This window comes from Lewinella sp. LCG006, assembly GCF_040784935.1.
Taxonomy (GTDB): domain Bacteria; phylum Bacteroidota; class Bacteroidia; order Chitinophagales; family Saprospiraceae; genus Lewinella.
The window spans coordinates 7,416,314-7,439,953 of record NZ_CP160680.1; the positions used below are offsets into that span (position 1 = coordinate 7,416,314).

The 23,640-nt window shown below is 43.9% G+C and carries 20 protein-coding genes; 12 read left to right on the forward strand and 8 right to left on the reverse strand.

Features of this window, described 5'->3' with window-relative positions; all coding sequences use genetic code 11:
- Nucleotides 1-15: 15 nt before the first annotated feature.
- Both AB0L18_RS27120 and AB0L18_RS27125 read left to right on the forward strand, forming a co-directional pair.
- Entirely contained in the window at nt 16-957 is a 942-nt protein-coding gene (locus tag AB0L18_RS27120; protein WP_367390459.1) for a YHYH protein, read from the forward strand.
- A 14-nt stretch (nt 958-971) separates the two neighbouring features.
- The gene (locus AB0L18_RS27125) at nt 972-2,273 is read left to right on the forward strand and encodes a sulfatase-like hydrolase/transferase (protein ID WP_367390460.1); all 1,302 of its coding nucleotides are present in this window, start codon (nt 972-974) and stop codon (nt 2,271-2,273) included.
- Nucleotides 2,274-2,355: 82 nt separating this feature from the next.
- Here AB0L18_RS27125 and AB0L18_RS27130 read toward each other — a convergent pair whose 3' ends face one another.
- Nucleotides 2,356-2,886 carry a hypothetical protein gene (locus tag AB0L18_RS27130; protein ID WP_367390461.1) on the reverse strand — a complete coding sequence of 177 codons (531 nt, stop codon included), beginning with the start codon at nt 2,884-2,886 and terminating at the stop codon, nt 2,356-2,358.
- 130 nt (nt 2,887-3,016) lie between these two features.
- On the reverse strand, nt 3,017-3,511 hold the full coding sequence (locus AB0L18_RS27135) for a Dps family protein (RefSeq protein WP_367390462.1): 495 nt from the start codon (nt 3,509-3,511) through the stop codon (nt 3,017-3,019).
- Between the two features lie 143 nt (nt 3,512-3,654).
- Here AB0L18_RS27135 and AB0L18_RS27140 point away from each other — a divergent pair, with 143 nt between their 5' ends.
- From AB0L18_RS27140 to AB0L18_RS27155, 4 genes are all read left to right on the forward strand, one after another.
- Entirely contained in the window at nt 3,655-4,611 is a 957-nt protein-coding gene (locus AB0L18_RS27140; RefSeq protein WP_367390463.1) for a mechanosensitive ion channel family protein, read from the forward strand.
- 64 nt (nt 4,612-4,675) lie between these two features.
- Nucleotides 4,676-5,800, forward strand: a complete 1,125-nt coding sequence (locus tag AB0L18_RS27145) for an AI-2E family transporter (protein ID WP_367390464.1) — start codon at nt 4,676-4,678, stop codon at nt 5,798-5,800.
- A gap of 98 nt (nt 5,801-5,898) precedes the next feature.
- A complete protein-coding gene (locus tag AB0L18_RS27150) occupies nt 5,899-6,279 on the forward strand; it encodes a hypothetical protein (protein WP_367390465.1) in 381 nt (126 codons plus the stop codon).
- A 113-nt stretch (nt 6,280-6,392) separates the two neighbouring features.
- Entirely contained in the window at nt 6,393-7,544 is a 1,152-nt protein-coding gene (locus tag AB0L18_RS27155; RefSeq protein WP_367390466.1) for a hypothetical protein, read from the forward strand.
- Between the two features lie 146 nt (nt 7,545-7,690).
- Here the strand turns inward: AB0L18_RS27155 and AB0L18_RS27160 are convergent, their stop codons facing one another.
- Nucleotides 7,691-8,044 carry a TraR/DksA family transcriptional regulator gene (locus tag AB0L18_RS27160; RefSeq protein WP_367390467.1) on the reverse strand — a complete coding sequence of 118 codons (354 nt, stop codon included), beginning with the start codon at nt 8,042-8,044 and terminating at the stop codon, nt 7,691-7,693.
- Between the two features lie 144 nt (nt 8,045-8,188).
- Here AB0L18_RS27160 and AB0L18_RS27165 point away from each other — a divergent pair, with 144 nt between their 5' ends.
- The 3 genes from AB0L18_RS27165 to AB0L18_RS27175 all read left to right on the forward strand — a co-directional run bounded on the left by AB0L18_RS27165 (nt 8,189) and on the right by AB0L18_RS27175 (nt 12,950).
- Complete coding sequence (locus tag AB0L18_RS27165; RefSeq protein ID WP_367390468.1) at nt 8,189-8,983, forward strand: formate/nitrite transporter family protein; 795 nt, start codon at nt 8,189-8,191, stop codon at nt 8,981-8,983.
- A gap of 428 nt (nt 8,984-9,411) precedes the next feature.
- A complete protein-coding gene (locus AB0L18_RS27170; protein ID WP_367390469.1) occupies nt 9,412-12,294 on the forward strand; it encodes a glycosyl hydrolase in 2,883 nt (960 codons plus the stop codon).
- 383 nt (nt 12,295-12,677) lie between these two features.
- The gene (locus tag AB0L18_RS27175) at nt 12,678-12,950 is read left to right on the forward strand and encodes a hypothetical protein (protein ID WP_367390470.1); all 273 of its coding nucleotides are present in this window, start codon (nt 12,678-12,680) and stop codon (nt 12,948-12,950) included.
- Between the two features lie 76 nt (nt 12,951-13,026).
- Here AB0L18_RS27175 and AB0L18_RS27180 read toward each other — a convergent pair whose 3' ends face one another.
- Genes AB0L18_RS27180 through AB0L18_RS27190 form a run of 3 tightly spaced genes read right to left on the reverse strand, consistent with a single transcriptional unit; the run spans nt 13,027 to nt 16,151 of the window.
- Nucleotides 13,027-13,629, reverse strand: coding sequence for a hypothetical protein (locus AB0L18_RS27180; protein ID WP_367390471.1), 603 nt, complete (start codon nt 13,627-13,629; stop codon nt 13,027-13,029).
- 23 nt (nt 13,630-13,652) lie between these two features.
- Nucleotides 13,653-14,177 (reverse strand): RNA polymerase sigma factor, encoded by a 525-nt coding sequence (locus AB0L18_RS27185; RefSeq protein ID WP_367390472.1) that lies wholly within the window; start codon nt 14,175-14,177, stop codon nt 13,653-13,655.
- A 39-nt stretch (nt 14,178-14,216) separates the two neighbouring features.
- Nucleotides 14,217-16,151 (reverse strand): formylglycine-generating enzyme family protein, encoded by a 1,935-nt coding sequence (locus tag AB0L18_RS27190; RefSeq protein ID WP_367390473.1) that lies wholly within the window; start codon nt 16,149-16,151, stop codon nt 14,217-14,219.
- Nucleotides 16,152-16,401: 250 nt separating this feature from the next.
- On the opposite strand from AB0L18_RS27190, the gene AB0L18_RS27195 reads away from it, so the two are divergent.
- A complete protein-coding gene (locus tag AB0L18_RS27195; protein ID WP_367390474.1) occupies nt 16,402-17,106 on the forward strand; it encodes an NUDIX domain-containing protein in 705 nt (234 codons plus the stop codon).
- A gap of 49 nt (nt 17,107-17,155) precedes the next feature.
- Here the strand turns inward: AB0L18_RS27195 and AB0L18_RS27200 are convergent, their stop codons facing one another.
- Both AB0L18_RS27200 and truA read right to left on the reverse strand, forming a co-directional pair.
- The gene (locus AB0L18_RS27200; protein WP_367390475.1) at nt 17,156-19,582 is read right to left on the reverse strand and encodes a TonB-dependent receptor; all 2,427 of its coding nucleotides are present in this window, start codon (nt 19,580-19,582) and stop codon (nt 17,156-17,158) included.
- A 427-nt stretch (nt 19,583-20,009) separates the two neighbouring features.
- Entirely contained in the window at nt 20,010-20,753 is a 744-nt protein-coding gene (gene truA, locus AB0L18_RS27205; RefSeq protein WP_367390476.1) for a tRNA pseudouridine(38-40) synthase TruA, read from the reverse strand.
- A 175-nt stretch (nt 20,754-20,928) separates the two neighbouring features.
- Here truA and AB0L18_RS27210 point away from each other — a divergent pair, with 175 nt between their 5' ends.
- Both AB0L18_RS27210 and typA read left to right on the forward strand, forming a co-directional pair.
- Nucleotides 20,929-21,495 (forward strand): NADPH-dependent FMN reductase, encoded by a 567-nt coding sequence (locus AB0L18_RS27210; RefSeq protein ID WP_367390477.1) that lies wholly within the window; start codon nt 20,929-20,931, stop codon nt 21,493-21,495.
- A 277-nt stretch (nt 21,496-21,772) separates the two neighbouring features.
- Nucleotides 21,773-23,578: a translational GTPase TypA gene (gene typA, locus AB0L18_RS27215; protein WP_367390478.1), complete on the forward strand. Its 1,806-nt coding sequence runs from the start codon at nt 21,773-21,775 to the stop codon at nt 23,576-23,578.
- Nucleotides 23,579-23,640 lie beyond the last annotated feature (62 nt).

Here is a 23,640-nt window from a genome sequence, read left to right on the forward strand (position 1 = left end):
AATAACCTACTCATAATGGATAAATTCACTAAGTCACTCCAACTGACCTACCTCTTCTTCAGTGTCGTTTTACTAACAATAATCAGCTGCGACAAATCAGATGATACCACTGAAATGGTAACTCCAGAACCCGAAACACCAGACCTTACTCAGCTACCTTTTGGAGGCAATACCCCTACGAATATCTTAATCAGGAACCAAGGTAATGGACAGCCGAATTTGTTATCGCTATGGTTGTGCGGCCTACCAGCTAACGGAGCAGGAAACTCCGACGCAAGCGACTGGACTAACCCGGATGGTACTTGGGACTATACCCGAAAACCTCAAGTACAAGGCAATGTTACCTGGATGAGTGAATTTGATGTTTCGCTGGATGGCAATGGCAATCGGATAATCACGGGCAATGCTTTACCAAGTCATCCAACCGGCATTTTTCCTATCACCCCAGGTAGTGCTGCGTACCAATATGATGGCAACCCAAATATTATTTCAGAGCACCAGGTTTATTATGTCTTGCCAGAAATTCCTGAAATAGCGGAAGAACCCAATTGCGTTTTCTTTGGTCCCTCCGGTATTTCCCTTAGCGGTAGTGCTATTTATCATGGTTCATCAACGCTGGGAAATGATGCCGCTGCGCACGAAATGTTGGACCGATTCGGTGGGCACACAGATGGGACGGAAAGGTATCACTACCACTTTCCTGCTCAAGACCTTCAGGATCACATTCATCCGCACTCGAGTGGCCATTCTGCCATCATGGGGTATATGCTAGATGGATTTGGTATTTATGGCCCTTACGGTGAAGATGGGAAATTGCTTTCTTCTGCAGATTTAGATGAGTGTCATGGCCATACCCATCCGGTTTTATGGGATGGCGAAATGATTAATTTGTATCATTACCACTGGACTTACGACTTTCCCTATAACATTGGCTGCTTCAAAGGAACACCGCAATAAAACTATCCAGCAAAATGAATCCAACAAAGCCTCATCTCTCTCTAGTAGCAATTATCGTTGTCTTTCTACTCTCCACCTGCAATGAAGACCCTGTCGTCATTGTCCCCCCAGAGGATGAGTCCCCTAACTTATTGCTCATCATAGCAGATGATTTCGGAAAAGATGCGATTAGCGGATTTACGGAAGGCAGCATAAAACCCAACACCCCTAATATCGATGCGATTAGAAACAATGGTATCACCTTCAGCAATGTTTGGGTAAACCCTACTTGTACACCTACCAGATCGTCAATAATTACGGGAAAATACGGTTACAGCACAAATGTAAAAGGAGCTGGGGATGTTTTAGCGCAATCCGAAACGACCCTACAGCAATACATCAATGACCAAACCAATGGTAAGTACGCCACGGCCTTAATTGGGAAGTGGCATTTATCAGGCAGCAATGCCAATGTAAATCCCGAAAATTTTGGGATAGACTACTACGCTGGCTTAATCCGTGGTACGGTTGACGACTACTATCAATGGCAACTTTCGGAAAGTGGAACAAATAGCCTGCAAACGAATTATATCACAGAGAAGCTTACTGATTTATCCATAGACTGGGTGCATCAACAAACCAAACCCTGGTTTTTATGGCTGGCGTACAATGCCCCCCATACCCCCTTTCATGTCCCGCCAAGTGGTACCCATAGTCAAGGTAATTTGACTGATTACACAAATGCTTCCGACCCACTTCCCTATTACCTGGCCGCAATAGAATCAATGGATTATCAGATAGGCCGACTGTTGGACAATATTCCCGCTACTGCTAAAGAAAATTTGATCATCATTTTTGTGGGAGACAATGGCACTCCCAACCAAGTGGCACAAAGCCCTTATACGAGTTCTACCGTAAAAAACACCCTGTATCAAGGAGGCATCAATACGCCAATGTTTATTTCCGGAAAAGGGGTCGCCCGTACTGGAGTAGACCACAACTTGATAAACGGTACTGATCTATTCGCTACAATTGCTGAAATCGTGGGCATCAATACCCCACAAATCCACGACAGTAAAAGCTTTAAATCATTGCTAACTCAAGCAACAACGATAAGAAACTTCCAATATTCAGAAATGGATGACGGAGCAGATAACAAATGGACCATTAGAAACGATGTGTTTAAATTGATCATCAACGCCAATGGAAATGCGGAAATGTATAACTTAGCTACCGATCCCTACGAGCAAAATAATTTATTGAATGGGACCTTAACGCCCGCTGAGGCGAATGCCAAAATGGAGCTAGAAACGGAATTGTTGAACATAAGACAATAACAATGTCCTGCAATTATTCTTAGTGCTGTTTACAAAAAAGTGACGGTGTGCTCCCATTCGCTTACTAAAGATATCCTTACTTTTAACTTGTTTCACCAGATCGGCGATCCTTAAGTATTTGCAACCAGATAAAAGTCAGGATCATACCAGCGACAATCCCTTCAAAAAAAGTGACGCCTGCCAGGGTAAAATTACTAACCGCAGCTCCAGCTCCTTGTTGGAAATAAGGTTGAATGGAGGCAAAATCAAAGCTAGTGTTGACAATAATGGTCAGTATTGCTGTCGTAACAGCGGAGACCAACGACAAGAGCATACCTACTCCAATACCGTTCTTGAAAGTTCTTCCTACGGGTGTTCTTCGCTTTACTTGTGACAACAAAACACCTATTGCAGCTGCTAGCACCAAGTATTTTGCGAAACCAACTCCTGCACTATCTCCAGTGATATAAAAGCCGGATGTAGCAATAAAGAAACTCATCAAAACGCCAGCACCTAGCCCCAAAAAGATGGCTTTTCGGTAAAAACTACTCCGAGTTTCGCTGCTTACTCTTTTAGGCTCAGCATTATCTTTTTGTGCATTGCCAACAAGTTTACTTTCACTTATAATATCCATTTGCTTCGTTTTAATTTTTAGGGTAAAAAAAAGTGGTCTTGCTTATTGTCTGGCAAGACCACTTTTTATTGATTGCTTAACCTATTCGAACTAGATTAACATCTCTCGCCAATGCTGGTAGAGATGGGGATTATACTTCAGCTGGTATACTTTTTTCAGTGCGGGCGTGCCACGCATCCAACATCCAGCTTTTTTTCTCCATTTCACTAAGAAAACCACCAATCATATCAATGGTACCTTCATCTTCTACTTCACCAGCACGGCTAATGATTGTACGCATGTCAGCAATGAGGACTTGGTGATTCTCCAAGATGGTTTTTACCATTTTATGGCTATCCATCACTTTGCCAGCCTCTTCAATTTTAGCTGATTCCAGGTAAGCGGAAATCGTTGAGAGTGGACGCAAACGGAGGGTCAACAAACGCTCGGCGATCTCATCAATTTTCAAGCGAGCATCCTCGTAGAGTTCTTCAAATTTTTCGTGCAGATCGAAGAAATTTTCGCCAGAAATGTTCCAATGAAAATTACGCAAATTCTGGTAGTATAATTGATAATTTGCTAGCAACTGATTTAAGGCTTTACCAGTATTAGCAACTTGTTCTTGGTTTAATCCTAAATAATTCATTTATATAATTGTTTTCTTTTGCAACTCAAATAATTAAAAAAATGTTCGTTTAAAAATTAAATTTTTCCTAAACATGCTCGAACGAACTTGAGCAAGCAACCGCTGGTTACACTAGTTAAATATGGACCTGTAAAAAATCAATTATGCAGAACTGGATGCAACAATTCAATAACTCTTTCAATAATTTAAGTGAAAAACTTCAAGGCTGGATCAACAATATCATTGTCGCTGTGCCTAACCTTATTCTGGCTGCTGTAGTACTGGCTATTGGCATATTTCTCGCGCGCTACGTAAACAAATATGTGCAAAAAATCATCCGTCGTTTTTCTCACCATCGCTCCGTCAACAGCTTAATTTCGAGCATCGTCACCACTATTTTTGTCTTAATGGTCATCATGGTAGTGTTGAGTATTTTACAATTAGACACCGCGCTTCAATCCTTGCTAGCGGGTGCAGGAGTGGTAGGACTCGCCATCGGCTTGGCTTTACAAGACCCCATTGTCAATCTGTTTTCCGGAATCATGATGTCCACAAAAAGTTCATTTAATCTGGGCGACTTGGTAGAAAGCAACGATTTTTTTGGAACCATCAAAAACATCAACCTACGTTCAACGGTCATCGAAACCCTTCAGGGGCAAGAAGTGGTCATCCCTAATAAAATCACCTACCAAAATCCTTTCAAAAATTACAGCACCAACAATCGGCGTCGCATAGATCTAAGCTGTGGCGTGTCCTATGGAGATGACCTGGAAAAAGTCCGTAGTCTTGCTATTAAGACCATCGAGCAGACCGTTGCCATTAAGGAAAACACCGAAGTAGAGCTCTTCTTCAACGAATTTGGTAGTAGTTCTATCAATTTCACCCTAAGGTTTTGGATCAATGACTATCGGCAAAAAGCCTATTTGCAGGCCCAAAGCAATGCCATTATTGCCATCAAGAAAGCCTTTGATGAAAATGATATCATGATTCCATTCCCCATCAGAACCCTGGATTTTGGAATCAAGGGTGGCGAAAAACTGGCTGAAGCATTCCCACAAAACTTACTAGCAAGTACCAACAAGACACCTGCTAGGGAAGTGATCCATCCACAAAATTCATAGCTTTCAACAGCTAGTGAACAAATCGCCTTAAAAATGGAGTTTAAGGGTAAATAACCACCCATTCATGAATCAATCCACTTTTAGCATCCTGCGTTTCGCAGCTTTTTTGCTTAGCATTATCCTCTTTGGCTATCTGCTTATCATTGGAAAGTCGATCATTGTACCCTTAATCTTCGCTAGTTTCCTAGCCTTCCTGCTCAAGCCACTCGCTATGTGGTTTGAAAAGCACTTGGGCAATCGTATGTGGTCTGCTATTTTGAGCATTTTCTCCATGATTTCGGTGGTGTTTGTGGTGATTCTCGCTTTTGGTATGCAGTTAGGTCAAATCATTGGAGATTTTGACAGTATCAGTAAAAAGCTAAACCAAGGCCTACAACAAGGCTTTCGACTAGTGGGCAACTTGATGGGTATGCGCGGAGACCAAGTGGAAAACTGGCTTACTGAAAATCTTTCCAGTTGGGCCGACGTCCCTACCCAAATTCTCACCTCCGGCTTAGGCTCCTCCGCTTATGTACTGGGCTCTGTTTTATTATGCTTGCTTTTTGTTTTTTTCCTCTTGCTCTATCGAACTTCGTTTTATCAGTTTCTCCTTTACCAGTTCGACGAAGAAGATCGCAAAAAAGGTGGTTTGATGATGCGTAAAGTGGTGAAAATCACCAAAGAGTATCTCAATGGACTACTACTGGTGATTGTTATTTTAGCGAGTCTCAATTCTTTGGGCTTATACCTCATTGGTATTAAGTTGGCCTTGTTTTGGGGAGTGTTGGGTGCTTTTTTAGCGATCATTCCCTTTATCGGTACTACGTTAGGAGGCTTATTACCAGCGATCTACGCCTTGGCCAATTACGGATTAAGTTGGCAACCCTTGGCCGTTGTTATTTTCTACATCATCGTGCAAAGCATCGAAGGAAATATTATCACCCCCAAGATTGTGGGTAAAAGTGTACGCCTTAACCCATTCGTGGCTATTCTCGCCTTATTGATTGGTGGCGCATTGTGGGGAATTGCAGGAATGATTCTGGCACTCCCAATGATGGCTGTCATAAAAATATTCATGGCCAATGTAGAACTCCTTGAACCCGTAAGTGAACTTTTCCGGGATGACCTGTACCAAAGAGAGCATATTTTTCAAGAGAAATACGATGAAGATCGTTACCGCATCTTAAATTATTTCCGTCGAGAAAAATAATTTCAATTGACAACGAACATCTGTCTAAAAAACCAGGTTACAGAAGTATAAAGTAACATTAACTGTCTCGATTGACAGCAACTAAAATTAAATAAAACATGTCAGACCAAAAAAATCAAAACTGGAAACTAGGATTCGGATTACTAGCAGGTGCACTAGCCGGATACTGGCTCAATTCTAATCAAGGCCGTCGGGTACGCAAAGAGATGCAAACCTCAGCCATAGAATATACCAATCAAGCCACCGAATACATCAAAACACAAGCTGATAGCCTAAGTTCAACGGCAAGTGAGTATTTTGACCAAAGTAAAGAAGCCGTTCAGCAAGCTGCACAAACCGTGAAAAACAAGTTCACTAGTAATGTAGATGACTTGGCCGACCAAGCAGAAGAGGCTGTAGAACAGACAGAAACAAAACTGAAGCGCGGTATCTCTGCCGCCCGCAAAAATGTAAAAAATTCAGCGGAAGCTATTGCATAAATAGTGCATGCTAAAAATATATTTGAAGCTTCTAGAAGATTTTTCTTCTAGAAGCTTTTTTATTGCAAACATCAGGTCTTCAATTCTTGTTTAAAAATAAAACACAAATAAGAATGTTAGATCAACAAAAATTAAATCAATTGGCTGCCGTAAGCAGTCCGAATAGTATTTCGTTTTATTTACCTACCCATCGTGTAGATGGTATTCAGGAAGATAAAATTCGCTATAAGAACAGTATTAGTGAAGTAAAATCAGTACTGGCTGAGAGAGATTTTAGTGATCAAGAAATCAATAAAATCATGAAGGAAGCTGAGGCTAAGCTGAAAGAAGAAAAATTCTGGCGCCATTTATCCGATGCCTTAGCGGTATTTATTTACGATGGTAATACCAGTTTTCATACCCTCCCGATTGAAGTTGAAAGCTTTCATTTCATTGGTGATCAACTCTACCTTTTACCCTTGCTCCCATTGGTCAACAACAATCACAAGTTTTACACCTTGGCCTTGAGCCAAAATCAGGTACGGGTATTTGAAGGTACCGATTTCACCTTTGCTGAACTGGAAAAAAACAGCGACTTTCCAGAGAATTTAGAGGAAATTTTACGCTTTTACGAGGAAGAAAGCACTTTACAGCATCACAGTGGAAATGGTGAAAATGCCGTATTTCATGGCCAGGGCGCGGGCAAAGATGTCAAAAACGTTCGCTTGGAAGAATTCCTACGGCGGGTAGACAAAGGAATCGAAACCATGAGCTGTGACGATGATAAGACGCCACTGGTACTCTACTCCACGCCAACGCTGGCGGGTCTTTACCGAAAAATCAATACTTACCCTCATCTCATGGAAGACTTCATTGAAGGAAATCCTGAAAACGAAGATATGTTGAAAATTCACGAGAAGTCTTACGAACTGCTGATGCCCCGGTATGCAGCAATGGATCAGGAAGAACTGGATAACTTTGAATCAGCACTCGCCAACGAGACAGCAACCTTTGATATTCAAACCATTGGCCCAGCCGCGATGGCCGGACAGATAAAGACCCTATTTCTGGTACGCAATCAAGAGACTTGGGGAAAGTACAATCCCGTGGACCACAGCGTAGAATTACACAGCAGTCGCAAGGATGATAGTCAACCTCTTTACAACGACCTTTCCTTGTCGGTTATCAACCAGGGAGGTACCGTACACCTCCTCGACAGAGAAGATATGCCACGTCCAACATCAGACGTTAATGCTATTTTCTACTATGCGTTGACAACCGCATAATTGATAACAACATCAATTACCTCTATTCAATAAAAGCCGGACTTCATTGATTTATGAAGCCCGGCTTAGTTTTATTTATAGCATAAAAAAGCCCTTACTGTAATATTTACAGCAAAGGCAGAACCATTAGTAAGTACTTTTATTTTCTAGATAGCGGTACGGGCCGTAGGAAGTGCTTGTAAACGCTCGAACCGAATAGGATCACCCGTACGTTGGTCGAGACCGTAAGTGCCGTTTTCCATACGTCCTAAAGCAGCTTGTACGGCCTGAAGATCACTACGCCGGCGCTTAATTTGCGCAACAATACGTTGCCGGATTTGGTCATTCTTGGCATCATCTCCATAGCCATCATTAGATTCTTCTTCTCGGTACAAGTTAGGAAGCTCCTCTTCTTCAAGTCGTTTTAATTCCGTTGCCAGGCGAGACTGTTTATCTTCTAATCGTTCTCGTAAGTCTTCTAATTGTTCTTGCGTAAGATTGGTCTCTGATCGCGTACTCATATTATTGTTTTACTTTTTAAACCTCTTTATTGCAGTACCTGTTCGCTGCCAATCAATCTTTAAAGTCTGCCTAAAGGACGAATGAACACCTCGAAAAAAATAGTGTTCCATCAGAAAGCATTATTACAGCCTCTGTACAACTTTATGAAAACAGAAAAAATAATTGGTCCTAAAGAGATCGAAGAAATCCTGGCCGACCAACTAGAAACAGGCTTGGCCGAATACAACAGATCTTCCTCCAGCCTATTCATATCGTCTCTGACCGCCGGACTAGAAATTGGTTTCAGTGTTTTCCTGATGGGAATCGTTTATACCCTGTTTCACGGACAAATGAGTGAGGCTGCCCTTCACATTGCCTTGGCATGCTCCTACCCGATTGGTTTTCTACTCGTCGTAATTGGACGTTCAGAGCTTTTCACAGAACATACCAACCTGGCACTTTATCCCATCCTCGAAAAGAAAAAATCTATTTTGCAGCTATTCCAATTATGGGGAACCATTCTAGCAGGGAATCTTCTGGGAGGTTTTTTTATTGGGGCATTCCTTTGTTGGATTGGGCCAGCTATGAATATCATCAGTAGCGAGGCCTTTGTCCATTTGGCCGACAAAATGCTAAAGTTTGATTATACAGTTATTTTGGGTAGTGCTCTACTTGCGGGATGGTTGATGGGGCTATTGTCCTGGCTGCTCAGTGCCGCCAAGGAAACTATTAGTAGAATATTGATTGTCATCATTATCACCATCGTCATTGGAATGGGAGGTCTGCATCATTCCATTGTAGGCTCGATAGAAATCTTTGCCGGTTTGCTTTTGTCTCCAGAAATTGGCTGGACTGATTATTTACCCGTGCAACTGTTAGCCATTCTTGGTAACCTTATTGGAGGTACCTTCTTTGTTGCTACCCTAAAATATAGTCACGTAACTCGTGCCGATGTATAGACCTTCAAGGCAGGATTATATATTAGAGTTGTTATGCTGGGACATGTTTTGCTGCAAGCGAAAAATTTCATCCTGAACTTCGTTAGATTTTTCGCCGAATTGCCCGCATTCGGCTGCAAAATCTGCCTCGTTCAGAATAAAATTTTAGCGCTTTCGCTAAAACAGCCCCCAGCAGAACAACTCTATTTTCATTCAGGCGCTTGCTTTTCGAACCCCGACTTATTAGCTCAAGCAAAAATCGGGACATGATCAGTTGCCTTGATCGCGGGGATTGATTGGCTACTTTATCCTCTTTTGGTCTTTCCTGAAAGACCCAGTATCCGTGCCTTCAAGGGCTCTTAGCGGAAGATTTTATTTTGTAAACCATTTGATCGGTATGCTCACGTGATATTTTCCTATTTTCACGCAGTCACATCAATACCAACTACATGAGAACGCTATTTTTTTGTCTACTTGTCCTATTCTTCCTTCCTGATGGTTTTAGCCAGGGAATACCTTCACTCGTAACACCTGCGGAACAACGATTACAAGCCGTTGAACAACGAAAAAAACTGCGTGACAATTCGCTCGTTCAGCATCTTCCATTTACCAATATCGGACCCAGTGTACAAAGTGGCCGCGTAGTAGATATGGCGGTACACCCCGATGATCCTACCCAATTTTATGTTGCCTATGCCTCGGGGGGGCTGTGGCACACTAACAATAACGGTACAACTTTTGAACCTCGCTTCGATCAACAAGATGTAATGACGCTAGGCGCTGTAGCGGTAGACTGGAAAAGCAATACCATCTGGTTAGGTACTGGAGAGGTCAACTCCAGTCGGTCTTCTTATGCAGGCCTCGGCGTTTACCGCAGTACCGATGGTGGAAAAACTTGGCAACATCGTGGTTTACCAGAGAGTCATCATATTGGCCGCATCCTCCTTCACCCTACCAACCCCAACATCGTTTGGGTAGCCGTTCTGGGGCATCTATACTCTCCTAATGCCGAGAGAGGCATTTACAAAACCACCAATGGTGGCGAAAGCTGGGAGAAAGTACTCTTTGTCAACAACAATGCCGGAGGTATTGAAATGGTCCTTGACCCGATGAACCCCGACCATTTATATGCTGCCACCTGGGAACGCACACGCCGCGCCTGGGATTTCACCGAAGCAGGTAAGGGCTCTGGTATTTATGAAAGTACCGATAGCGGGAATACCTGGTCAAATATTACGGGTCCTAAAAGTGGTTTCCCTTCCGGGGAAGGTGCTGGCCGTATTGGGCTGGCGATAGGCTATCAGGGGCGTACGCCTATTCTCTATGCGTCTATCGATAATTACAACCGACGCCCCAAAGCAACCGACGAAGAGCCTGGCTTGACCAAAGATGCCTTACGGACCATGAGTAAAGCTGATTTTGCAAAAGTTCCTGAAACACAACTCAAGACCTATCTTCAGCAAAATGGTTTCCCCAAAAAGTACACTCCCAAAAAGGTTCAGGAAATGATCGCTGCCGGCGAAATTACACCACTGACCCTGGTAGAATACACCGAGAATGCCAATAGCCTGCTCTTCGATACCGAAGTAATCGGCTTGGAAGTCTACCGTATGGTCAATAACAGCAAGAAATGGGCGAAAACACACGAAGGTTTTATTGATGATGTCTACTATTCTTATGGCTACTATTTTGGCCAGATTAAGGTGTCTCCACGTGATGCCAATCGCCTTTACATCATGGGCGTACCCGTTATACGCAGTGATGATGGGGGTACAACCTGGCGCGGGATCAATGGAGCCAATGTCCACTCCGACCACCATGCCTTATGGATTAGTCCCGATCGTGACGGGCACCTCATTCTAGGTAACGACGGAGGAATCAATATCTCTTATGACGATGGGGAAAACTGGATCAAGTGCAATCATCCACCTTTGGGGCAGTTTTACTACGTTGCCGTGGACATGGCCAAGCCCTACCGCGTATATGGTGGTCTGCAGGACAATGGCGTGTGGATGGGCGACCATACCTACGAACCCTCTAGTCGCTGGCAACAAAGTGGGCGGTACCCCTACGAAATGATCATGGGCGGCGACGGGATGCAAGTAGCAGTAGATACCCGTGACAATGCGACCGTATACACTGGTTTTCAGTTTGGCAACTATTTTCGGTTAAACACCCAAACCGATGACCGCACCTATATCACCCCTACCCACGACCTCGGAGAACGGCCTTATCGCTGGAACTGGCAAACCCCAATTCACCTTTCTGAGCACAACCAGGATATTCTTTACATGGGCTCTAATTTTGTGCACCGCTCTCTGAATAAAGGTGAGGATTTCACGGTCATTTCCCCCGATCTTACCCATGGTGGTCAAAAAGGAGATGTACCCTACGGTACGCTGAGTGCTCTGCACGAGTCGCCTTTGCGTTTTGGCTTGCTTTACGCAGGTGCTGATGATGGACGGGTTCACGTAAGCAAAGATGGCGGCTTCCAATGGGAAGACATCTCCGCTGGTTTGCCTGCCGACATGTGGGTAAGCCGTATCCAGGCCAGCAAACACCAAGAGGGGCGCGTCTATTTAGCTCTCAATGGCTACCGCTGGGACAACTGGAACGCCATGTTATTCCGATCGGATGATTATGGTAAAACCTGGGAAATCATCGGTCGTGATCTCCCTCAAGAACCGGTAAATGTAGTCAAGGAAGACCCCAAAGTAACAGATATGATCTATGTAGGCACCGATCATGGCGCTTATGTTTCTTTAGACGGGGGTAAAAGTTTTCAGGCATTTTACGAAGGATTAGCAGGTGCCCCTGTTCACGATATTGTCATTCATCCGCGTGATCAAGATATTATTATTGGCACCCATGGTCGTTCCCTCTACCGGGCTTCTGCCAAGGAGCTGCAAGCACTTACCAAAGAAGTTTTGGCAGAGACCATCCATCTTTTCAAAATCGACGATCAGCGTCGTGGCCGTTCTTGGGGGCAAGACAGTTGGTCGCGCGACAATGTTCCCAGCCTTGACCTTCCCGTCTACACTAGCCAAGCAGGGAATGCACAAGTAAGCATTCAGGTCGAGGATGGTCCAGTATTGAGTACCTATTCCGTAAATTTGAAGAAAGGTTTGCAATATGCCACCTACGATTACACTTACGGGAAAGACGCTTGGCCAGCCTACCGTCAGTACCTCGAGAAAAATCTGAAAGAGGAAGAAACACTCCCCAAAATGGAGCCTGCCGATGATGGCAAATATTACCTCTTATCAGGAAAATACAAGGTCATCATCAAAATGAAAGACCAGACTTCTGAGCAGGTGTTTGAGTTGAAGTAGGGGTTTAAGGGTGTAAGAGTATAAGAGTGTAAGGGAAATAACTTTTACACCTTTACACCTACCCAACTTTTACACCCCAAAATCCCTATTCATACAGTAAAAATGACAGTTCAGCGATTAGGGTAACGTTTTTGAATGTAAGGGTATTAATATTGTAAAAACTTACGAGCAGAAGGAAAAGGAAAAAAATAAAATAAAATTTCCAAAACCGACATCCACTTAGGGGATGTGTCTCGTAAATAGGTGCAGAGGCGACAAAAGTTCCTGTTTTTAGTGTTTTTAAGAAATTTTAACAAAGCTTTAAAACATTACAGACAACATAAAGGCAGGAATCCAAGTTTCTTAATCAAATATTGATACCCACTTCTTGAAACCATTTGAACATGAATACCCGTAAAATCAAACTTGCCTTAACAGCAAGATTAATCAATCAAAACACCGACGGCAATGCGCTTAATGCCGTTAAAGATTTAATGACAAGTTTCGCCGATGAGGCGGGACATTTTTTGGGCCTCAACTCCATCAGTAATTCTAAAATGGGCAATGCCGTCCGCGAACGTTACGCCTTGAATTACGAAAATTGTACGCTGAACGTCGATTTGGTATCGCACCCACAAGTCAACCGCCAAACGATCCAGCACTTCCAACTCCGGTAACCCTGACAGGTATCAATAGAAGTACCTGCTTAACCAAATAGAAAATTGAAAGCCTTCCCTCCCCCGGAAGGCTTTTTTAGTATACTTGCACCAATACTTTTAGCAAAGCTTCCGTTTCTCTGGCATTGCGCGACAAGTCTGGCAAATCTTTTACTGTAGTCACGGACAGTACATCACGTGCCAGTTCTTCAGTCGAAACACTATTAGCAATGGGCATGGGGATGTAAATGGTATCTCTCTGAATACGATCGCGGTAGATCACCCGAGCAGGAACGAGCGCTTGAGGTGCTTGTTTCACAAATACGGTATCTCTAATTATTTCCCTTACGGGCAAAGCTTTACTTACTTCTGGAAGAGTGCTCTCTTTTGCTGCACCAAACCAGCAACCAATAACACAACCGATGACTAACATTGCAGAGCCCACCAGCCAGATGCTTCTCTGGCGGCTATTCCGCACTTTCCGCTGTACGGCTAAGGCCTCACGGAAAACGTTAGGTGAAGGCACTACTCGTGGCGTTTTGCTTAAAAAATGCTGTTTCATGGAGAGCAGTACTTCTCTTTGTTGATGAAACGCTTCCCGCCCAATCCCTTGCACCGCGAGCCAACTCTCTTCAGAGGGCGTAAGTTCTTCGTAGGGCTTATTGAGTAGCAAATGTTCTAATTTTTCAAAATCTTCCATTTCCTTTTGTTTTCTGTGGCGGCTTAATAACGAATATTTTCCAATTCCTTGGCCAGATACTTCACGGCATAAAACAGTCTGGATTTCACAGTACCTTCCGGGCAACCAACAACTTCACTGATGGCTTTTACACTCATCTCCTCCTGATAGCGAAGTAAGAAAACCTGTCGGTGCTTTTCGGCCAATTGGTTCATCGCTTTATTGAGTTGTGCTTGATGGTACTCAGTATCCAACTGGCTCAGTGAAGGTATCTCAAAGTGCATATCTTCCTGAAAATAGCGGCTCACGTTTTTTGTCAGTCGACTTCGTCTGCGGTATTCATTTTTCACCATGTTGGACGCAATGGTAAACAACCAAGTACTAAAAGTACGGCGCGCATCGTATGATGCACGCTGCTCAATAAGTTTCAAGAAAAGCTGTTGGGTGAAATCTTCAGCTACTTCCTTCTCTTGTGCCAAGGCACGCCAAAAATAGGTATATAGCTTGGTACCGTACCTTTCGTACAGTACGTTAAAAGCTTCTTCCCGGCCTTTCTGAATCTGCCGCATCAGCTTTTCATCTGTCCATTTAGAATAATTGCTAAACACCTATTCTTTGATCACTTCCATAAAAATGCGAAAACCTGTATTAGGATTTGGCAATACTGCCGTTTGGGTAACCCCGATTTGGGTATAATAAGAAGGGTCTAGCCAGCCCCCGCCTTTGGTGGCATTGCTTGTCTGCGTCATCTCTGCCACATTCCCACTTATGTTGTACAAGTTAAAGTTATTAGGAAAGAAGGCATCCACCTGAGCGGTGAAATAAGCACCATCATCTCCCGGCGACTCCGGGTTCTCCATTGCAGGACCAAACAAGGGTTCTTTCTCACTCAAACTTACCAGATACGGATTAAAGTTAGAAAGATAGCATCCTTTGGCGTTGCGAAAATAAGGACCACCCCAAGGGTAAGGAGCCTCGTAAGTAGCTCCTCCCCTAGCGGCTAGTTCCCATTCTTCGACAGTGGGCAAACGGAAGCGAACCTCTTGAAAACGCTTACGGCGATGGTCAGAAGCATTGTAAACCTGCGTGAGCCATTCACAATAAGCTATAGCTGCCTCGTGGGAAATATTAGTAATCGGGTGATTTCCATCATCAGGATTGCCGCCACTATCAAAAAGAACCGACATTGGCAATTCGCGATATGCTTCCGGTAAAAGTGACAGCCAATCAATGTTTTCGGTTTTACAAACAGCTAATAAATCAAATTGCTTGGCTTCCAATAAATCCTGTAAAAACACATGGTATTGTGCATTGCTGACTTCGTATGCAGAGGCATACAAAGCACCCTTTACAGGATACATTTCCTTGTCCTGCGCGCGTAAATCTATCTTGGTCGTTGCAGGAACCGTCTTTGTTTCTTGTCGAAAAATCCCTGCTACTTCCTGGGTTTTATCGGCGCGACCAGCGATATGTAGTGCCATATTAGCAATAGCTTCGGCTTCTTCCTGGGCCCCTTCCTTTCCATATAAATCATAAAGAATCGCCAGCGCAGGAATATAATTCATATTCATATGATCGACCACCGACTGAGAAGGATCGTAATAGAGTGGGTTTTCTAACTGTTCCGTTAAAAAACTGTTCTCAAAATTCTGCCGCAAAAGACGGACATTGTCCAAATATTGTTGGCTGTGTTCAAAGGCCAGTCCCGTAAGATAAAGTTCACTATCAAAAGCATTGCGTTGAGACGCAGGAGTAGCGATGCCCAAGTGGACTGGACGAGCACAATACTGTAATACGTGGCGAAGTAAAAGTTCCAATTGGGTATTGATCGTCGCTTCCTGTGGGCGTTCGAAGGTATCGGGCACCTGCAATTCCGCAAAAACTCGGCTCCGGTATTCCCTTTCTGCTAACAGTAGATAAAGGTTGACAATCCTAACATCGCGGCGAACGCCTCTTACCATCTGTAATACCCAGGCCGGATAAGTATCATTATCTCCTTGTGTCAGCAATACACCATTGGACCGAACAGAGGCAAGTGCGTTATAATTCCAGCTCAGAATACCCGAGCTTAGTTCGCCGGTTCTGAAATATTTTTCACACCAAAGGGCATAATTGGCCAGGTCTCCCTTCACTTCGTAATAGTGAATAAAATCGTGTGCCAGTTCCATGCGATCAGGAGCAATCTCATGTGCTTTCAGCAATGCTTCATAATTTCGTTCGAAGAGATTGCTCTGCCAATAAGTGAGATAATGGGCTTCAAAAGACCTTGGAATATTCGCCTTTACTTCTGCAAGGATGCTCTCCAAATCAAAAGCGGCATATCCTTGCAAGACGTTGATGTTGCGAGCCGCCGTATAATAATTTAGCCAGGCATCTGCCTGCTCTGGATGTTGCTGTGTTTCCGCTGACCAAAGCTGAGCTTGTTGTTGGTAGTAATCCAGCGAATGGATGACTTTTGAGAGCGGTTTAATTGGTTCCGGCGTGGTGGCACTACCTTGTTGAAAGAACATCGTCAACAGTGAAAAAAGGAGTAAAACACGCATGGTATTCTATAGTTTTTGCACCTATGTACACCAGGCTTACAACATCGTTCAAAATTTATCCTCTAAAATTTATGGAAATAAACATAGAACCTCAGCCTTGTCCTACCTCAATTGCGGAGGCTGTCTAAAAAGCATCCCTAAGCTGGACTTTCGGCATTTGCCGGAAGCAGTAAAAGGATTTAACCCTGCACCGACAAGTGTAGAATAAACGTTTATCTTTGAGACTCACAACTCTTTTCCCTTTCTCATTATGGAGCCTCCACAGGATAACCGATTCTACCAACACGCTAAGCCAATATTAGTAGCCGTAGACTGCATTATTTTTGGGTTCAACCAGTCTACGCTACAGTTATTGTTATTCAAGCGAAAAATAGATCCCTTCCTTGGAGCTTGGTCAGTAATTGGGAGCTTTGTAAAGGAAAATGAAAGCACCTCTGCTGCTGCAATTCGAGTACTACAGGAACATACTGGCTTAGAGAATATTTTTTTGGATCCATTGGCTTTGTACAGTGATCCCGAGCGAGACCCTGGTGCGAGGGTTATTTCTCAAGCTTATTTTGCCTTGATTCATTTGGAAGATGAAGCGCTCAACAAAGTAGAAACCCATCAAGCCCACTGGTTTGACTTTAAGGATATTCCTCCACTGATGCTCGACCATAATGTAATGGTGCAAGATGCTTTGGCTAAATTACGCACTAAAGCACGCTACAGCCCGATAGGATTTGAACTACTGCCCGAGAAATTCACTATTCCTCAACTACAACTCCTTTACGAAGCGATCTACCAAAAAGAATTGGATCGGCGGAATTTTCGAAAGAAAATCCTCTCCATGGGCCTGCTAGACAAACTTGAGGAAAAGGACAAATCTGGTTCCCGAAAAGGGGCCTACCTCTACCAGTTTAATGCTGACAATTACCAGAAAATGGTCAAAGAGGGAGTAGATTTTATTCTATAAAAAGAAGAAAGCTTGCTTTAATGGCAAGCTTTCTCCTTTTTTTGTCTTACTAATTTCCTAATCGCTTAGCTTCATCCTCTAAGCCTGTATTTCGGCGACGAGACTTCACATTTTGATTACCAAAATTATAGCTCAGACTCAGACTAATCCGGCGGCTGTCCCAATTGCCTCCACCTGTTGAAATCAGGCCATCAAATTCTGAGACACCGTCCCAACCTGTCTCGTAGAAAAGATCACTTGCACTGAGGCGAGCATTAAGCTGGTCATTGAGAAATTTCTTTTGTAAACCCAGGTCAAGACTCCAGCTGGACTCGTAGACAAATACTCCGCCCCAAACACCCGGACCACTATAATAACCCGAAACTTCTCCTTTAAATCCACCTGGCAGATCAATGGTCTGCTGCTGGTAAATCGAATAAGTGAATGCTTGCACATCGACGATGGCACCACCGCCATAATCAGCTTGGTTATTTATATGGGAGGCACTAACATTGATATAAGAATTCCAACCTTCCATCACCTGAAAAGGTGCGCTGATATTCATACTGTAAACCGTCTGGTCAGCCAGATTAGCCCAAGTAATGAAGCTGGCCCTTTCATCTAACTCATCCGGTGCTATCAAGCGAGTGATCTGGTCGACGGTGCGGCTGTATCCCAATTTAAAGTTATAGCGATATTTGAGGGTATAGCTCAACTCTACATTGTTGACAATTTCTGGTTGGAGGAAAGGATTACCTTTCTCATAAGACAACTGACTTAACTGATTATTGAAAGGATTCAATACGTTGTAATCTGGGCGATTGATCCGCCGGCCGTAGTTCAGCGAAAGACTATGGGTGGGTGCAACCTGCCAAGTAAGTCCTGCATTGGGGAACCAGCTGAGGTAATTTAGCAATACTGGGGGTTCTTTTAAATCCTCCTCAAAAGGCTGTAGGTTACCCTCCGCATCTGTTTGCTCAGCGCGTAAACCTGCTGAAAAATTCCATTTTTCATTGATCGGCCGCGAAAAGCTGACATAACCAGCATAGACATTTTCGCGATAATCAAAGATGTTTGAAGAGCGGTCATTTCTAACCGACACCCCATTTTGAACATCGAATACTAAAAACGTATTGTCGGAAGCAACTCGGCTCAATTTGGTACCCAAACCAAGTTTACCACCCAATAGATCCTGCTCATAGTCAAGCTTACCAGTGTAGATATCAATTTGAGTAGGCGTATTAAAAGCATTAATCAATTCGGTCAATAATACTTGTTCTTGGGCATCATAGTAGCGGTTGGGCTGAGACCGTTCGCTATCGTTGTCATAATTTCCGTAGTCTAAGTCTATATTGACGGTACGTCCCTTATTGTTATCGAAACGGTAATTGATATTATAGGTTTGCTGTTGGCGCATATCATTAGATACATTATCGGAGATAAGAACACTATCAATAATACCAGGCGTTTCCAAACTAGCAATTGCAATACGGTTGTAACCTAAATGTTCGCCAGAAAAATCGTTAGCACTTACCAAGAAGCCGATCGTGTGTTGATCATTGATGAAAAAATCCGTTCCCAGCCGTACATTCGCACTTTGAAAGCTATTCCGCATTCGGTTGGTTTCATCGAGCTGGATACCGTTTTGGGTACTAAAAAAATCCATGTTGTTATACATTTCTCCGTCGTTAGCACCCACCGTTGCGAATAGATTCATCCATTTATTGCGATAGTTACCACTGGCACTGCCATTGATACGAGCGTACCGCCCTTGGCTATACGTACCGCTTAAGGAGCCATTGCTACCTAGATTTTTATCCTTTTTCAAACGGATATCAATGATTCCGGCATTGCCTTCAGCTTCGTATTTTGCACCTGGATTGGAGATGATATCAATATGATCGATCTGTTCTGCCGGAAGATTCTGTAGATAGGAAGTGAGGTTTTGTCCGGTGAGAGGCAAGCGCTTTCCATCCACATACAAGAGTACGCCTGCCCTGCCTAGTACGCTAATATTGTCATTGTTATCCACGGTAACACCAGGAGCTTTCCGTAAAAGGGAAATGGCATCTGCTCCGGTACTATTAATGGTGCCCTGGACATTAAAGACCGTACGATCTGGCTTTACTTCCACCAGTGCTCTGGTTGCGGTAACCGTCGCTTCTGCCAAATCTATTGATGTGGAAGAAAACTTTAGAATTTCCAAATCCAGTTGTTGGTTGGCACTGAGGTCTATGTCATTCTGCCAAAGATCAGCTGAGCCTACGTAGGTAGCAGAGAGATTATAACGGCCAGCGGCTAAACCCTTGATTCGGAAGATGCCGGTTTCGTCGGTCGTCTCTACCTTTACCAAACTGCTATCAGCAGTATTGTAGAGCGCTACATTAGCAAATACAACAGCTTCGCCTTCTGGGGTTTGCAGTTGCCCCTTGATACTAGCTGTTTGCGCTTGTGCTTGTACTAGCACCCCTAAGGCGACTAGCAAAAAAGTAATCATGTTTTTCATAACTGTCGGTGTGATTTATAATAATGACCACAATATCGGTGGAATGTTGCGGGGAAAACAAAGCAAATCGACGAGTTGCCATCAGTGACGGATGAGTAGCCATAGATTTGCACTGGGAGAAAAAACAGGGGGATGAGGAAGAAGCTCAAGGGCCCCAAGTGGAGGGCCCACCCTCTTGCCAGATCTCCGAAACCGCCCCTTGGCCCAATGACCATTAAGGGCGTGCGTCTATCTCTGCTCCCACTAGGGAAGCAGCCAAGCAATACGCAAAAAAAAACGCTGATTTTTCTCGCCGACAAGCGAGGGAAGTTTACCTCTGAGTAACTTTTGGAACGTCACCTCCTTCTGTTACTTCGCAAAGGTAAAAGAAAAATTATTTAAAAACAAAAAATATTATTCAATTAAAAATAAAACATTTTCACAAGAAAGGGTATTTGATCTCTACCAAGCTTAGCCCCTGGGGCGGAGCCAGCCTAAAATATTGTGGTCGCTCGCTTCGTGACAGCCGGTGCTCAAATGCTGCCGCACTTTCTTTCCCCAAACCTATATCTAGCAATTGAGCAACAAGAATCCGGATCATCCCGCGCAAAAAGCGATTGGCCGAAATATGAAAGGCAAACTGTTCTTTACCAGCACCTTCCAAGGACACAGACGTGATGCTACAATGGGTTGTCTTATGTCGATCTGGGGCTTTGCAAAGGCTACGGTACTCCTCATAGCGCAACAAGGCCTTTAATGCTGCCTCCATATTTACCCAATCTAAATCTTTTGGTTCACATGGGAAAAGCGTACTAAACCGACCAAGGAAAGGGTTTTTGCTGGTGTGCAACTGATAAACATACTTACGCTCCGTAGCACTAAACCGCGCATGCCACTGTGCTTCCGCTTCTAAGCACTTGTGAACAGCAATACTCTCTGGCAAAGCATAATTCAAGTGAGTTAATAACTGTGGGGTCATGCTCACATCAGCCTCAAAGTGAGCACCATAATTACTGGCGTGTACACCCGCATCTGTTCGTCCACAACCAATAATATTGATCGGTACTTTCAACACCTTCTCCATGGCGTTCTCCAATGTTTCCTGCACACTTACGACGCCATCCTGCCGTTGCCAGCCGCGATAGTCAGTACCGTCGTAAGAAAGTTGCAAAAAATAGCGCATAAACAAGGTTCTTGTTGCTGGACAATCGCAAGCTCTGACCAGCAAATGATTTAGGGTGTTCATCAAAAAGATGGCAGTGGCAAAGATACACTGTAAATCATAAAACTCTTTTTAAGTAAATGCTGTTTGCCTTATTAAATGTATCTACATCTATTCTTGTTTAGACATCCACATTATGAAAAACACCCCCAAGATAGTCGCCTTCGGCGCAAGCAATAGCAAACACTCCATCAACCAGCAACTAGCCATTTTTGCTGCGCAGCAAATAGCGAACGCCGAAGTAAATATCCTCGATCTGAATGATTTCGAGATGCCCATCTACAGTATCGACCGAGAAAAAGAGACCGGTTTCCCCACAGAAGCCCTTCAGTTTAAAGCACATCTTCGCGAAAGTGATGGTATTATCATTTCTTTTGCCGAACACAATGGTGCTTACACGGCTGCTTTCAAGAATATCCTCGACTGGATATCCCGCATCGAAAAGGATGTTTGGGCCAGCAAACCCATGCTATTAATGGCAACCTCTCCGGGTGCTCGTGGGGGGCGAACAGTATTGGATATTGCCATCAACAAGTTCAAGTTCATGAACAGCAATATCCTCCTTGATTTCTCGCTGCCGTTTTTTGGAAATAACTTCAATAAGGAAGAGGGTATCCTGGATGCGGACCTGGATCGTGAATTCCGGCAACAGCTAAGTCGCTTCCAAGCAGCCATTTTTCAAACTTCCAGCGTAGAACAATAAGCAATGGTGCCAACAAAATAACTTCTTCCATTCCCAGGAAATACGCGTTATAATTTGGCGAAAAATGATTTCACGAACTTTTCTCAGGAATCAACCACTATTGAAAGTGAATTCTTCTCAACAAGCTAATTATCAAATAGTTAAAATAACTTTCATAAACGATTTATTTTCACCAGAGCCCACTCGAAATAGCTAAAAAGAGTTACCTTTGCGCCCGATTTGGTGGTAACCAACACAATCCAGTTTTGCTTACTTCCCCAAAGTGATAATTACCTATATGAAAGATTTGCGCAACATTGCCATTATCGCTCACGTTGACCACGGCAAAACCACCTTGGTTGATAAGATGCTACTGGCAGGAAAGCTTTTTTCCGACCATGAGACTCCCGGTGAATTAATCATGGACAGCAATGACCTGGAACGGGAACGTGGTATTACCATTCTCTCCAAGAATGTTTCCATTACCTACAAGGGCACAAAGATCAATATCATTGACACCCCTGGTCACGCCGACTTTGGTGGAGAAGTAGAGCGGGTATTGAACATGGCCGATGGTGTGCTGCTCTTGGTCGATGCTTTTGAAGGACCGATGCCACAGACGCGTTTCGTACTTCAAAAAGCCCTCGAACTTGGTCTGCGCCCCATCGTTGTTGTCAACAAAGTAGACAAGCCCAACTGTACCCCTGAAGAAACTCAGGAAAAGGTTTTTGACCTGATGTTCAACCTCGGTGCCACGGAGGACCAGTTGGATTTCCCTACCATTTTTGGTTCCGCCAAATTTGGCTGGATGAACACCACTTGGGAAACCCAAACCGATAATATCCTGCCCTTGTTGGATGCTATTTTGGAATATGTCCCCGCACCAAAAGTAGAGGAAGGGAATACCCAGTTGCTGGTAACCAGTGTGGATTACTCTCGCTACATTGGCCGTATCGCCATTGGTCGTCTGAGTCGCGGCAAATTGAAAGCAGGCCAGCAGATTACACTGGTCAAGCGCGATGGCAGCATGGAAAAACACCGTATTAAAAACCTCTATGAATACGAAGGTTTCGGTCGTTTGGAAGTAGACGAAATTCAGGCAGGTGATATTTGTGCTATTTTCGGTGTAGATGACTTTGATATTGGTGATACCATTGCGGATGCAGAAGCTCCAGAAGCACTGCCTACCATTGCTATTGATGAGCCTACCCTGAGTATGACTTTCAATATCAATGACTCTCCATTTTTTGGTCAGGAAGGCAAATTCGTTACTTCTCGTCACCTTAAGGACCGTTTGGAGGCCGAATTAGAGAAAAACCTCGCACTGCGTGTTGAGCCAACCGAAACGCCAGACTGTTTCCGCGTATTTGGTCGTGGTGTTCTTCACCTTTCGGTTTTGATCGAAACCATGCGTCGGGAAGGATACGAATTGCAGATCGGACAGCCTCAGGTTATCATCAAAGAGATTGATGGCCAGAAGCATGAGCCCATCGAAGAATTGACCATCGACTTGCCGGAAGCTGTAAGTGGTACTGCAATCAACATGGTGACCCAACGCAAAGGCATTATGCTGAGCATGCTTCCTAAAGGTGATCGGGTGATTTTGGAATTTGAGATTCCTAGCCGTGGTTTGATCGGAATGCGCTCCAATATGCTCACAGCAACTGCGGGTGAAGCCATCATTACCAGCCGATTCAAGGAATTCCAACCCATGAAGGGAGAGATTCCTGGTCGTTTGAATGGCTCGCTGATCAGTATGGAACAAGGTAAGGCGATCCCCTACTCTATCAATAACCTTCAGGATCGTGGCCGTTTCTTCATTGAAGCGGGTGCAGAAATCTACGAAGGACAAGTGATTGGCGAAAACAACCGCCCATCGGATTTGGTGATCAACGTGACCAAAACCAAAAAACTGTCTAACATGCGCTCTTCAGGTGCTGATGACAAGGCCAGGATCATTCCTCCTCGTCAATTTACCTTGGAAGAAGCTCTTGAATTTATCCAAGACGATGAATTCGTAGAAGTAACGCCTAAGAGCATCCGTTTACGGAAAATGCTGCTTCGCGAGGCAGAACGCAAGCGCGGTAAGAAAATTACGGTGTAAACCGGAATAAGTTGAAAATGAAAAATCCCGAATTTTAGCTACGGCCGAAATTCGGGATTTTT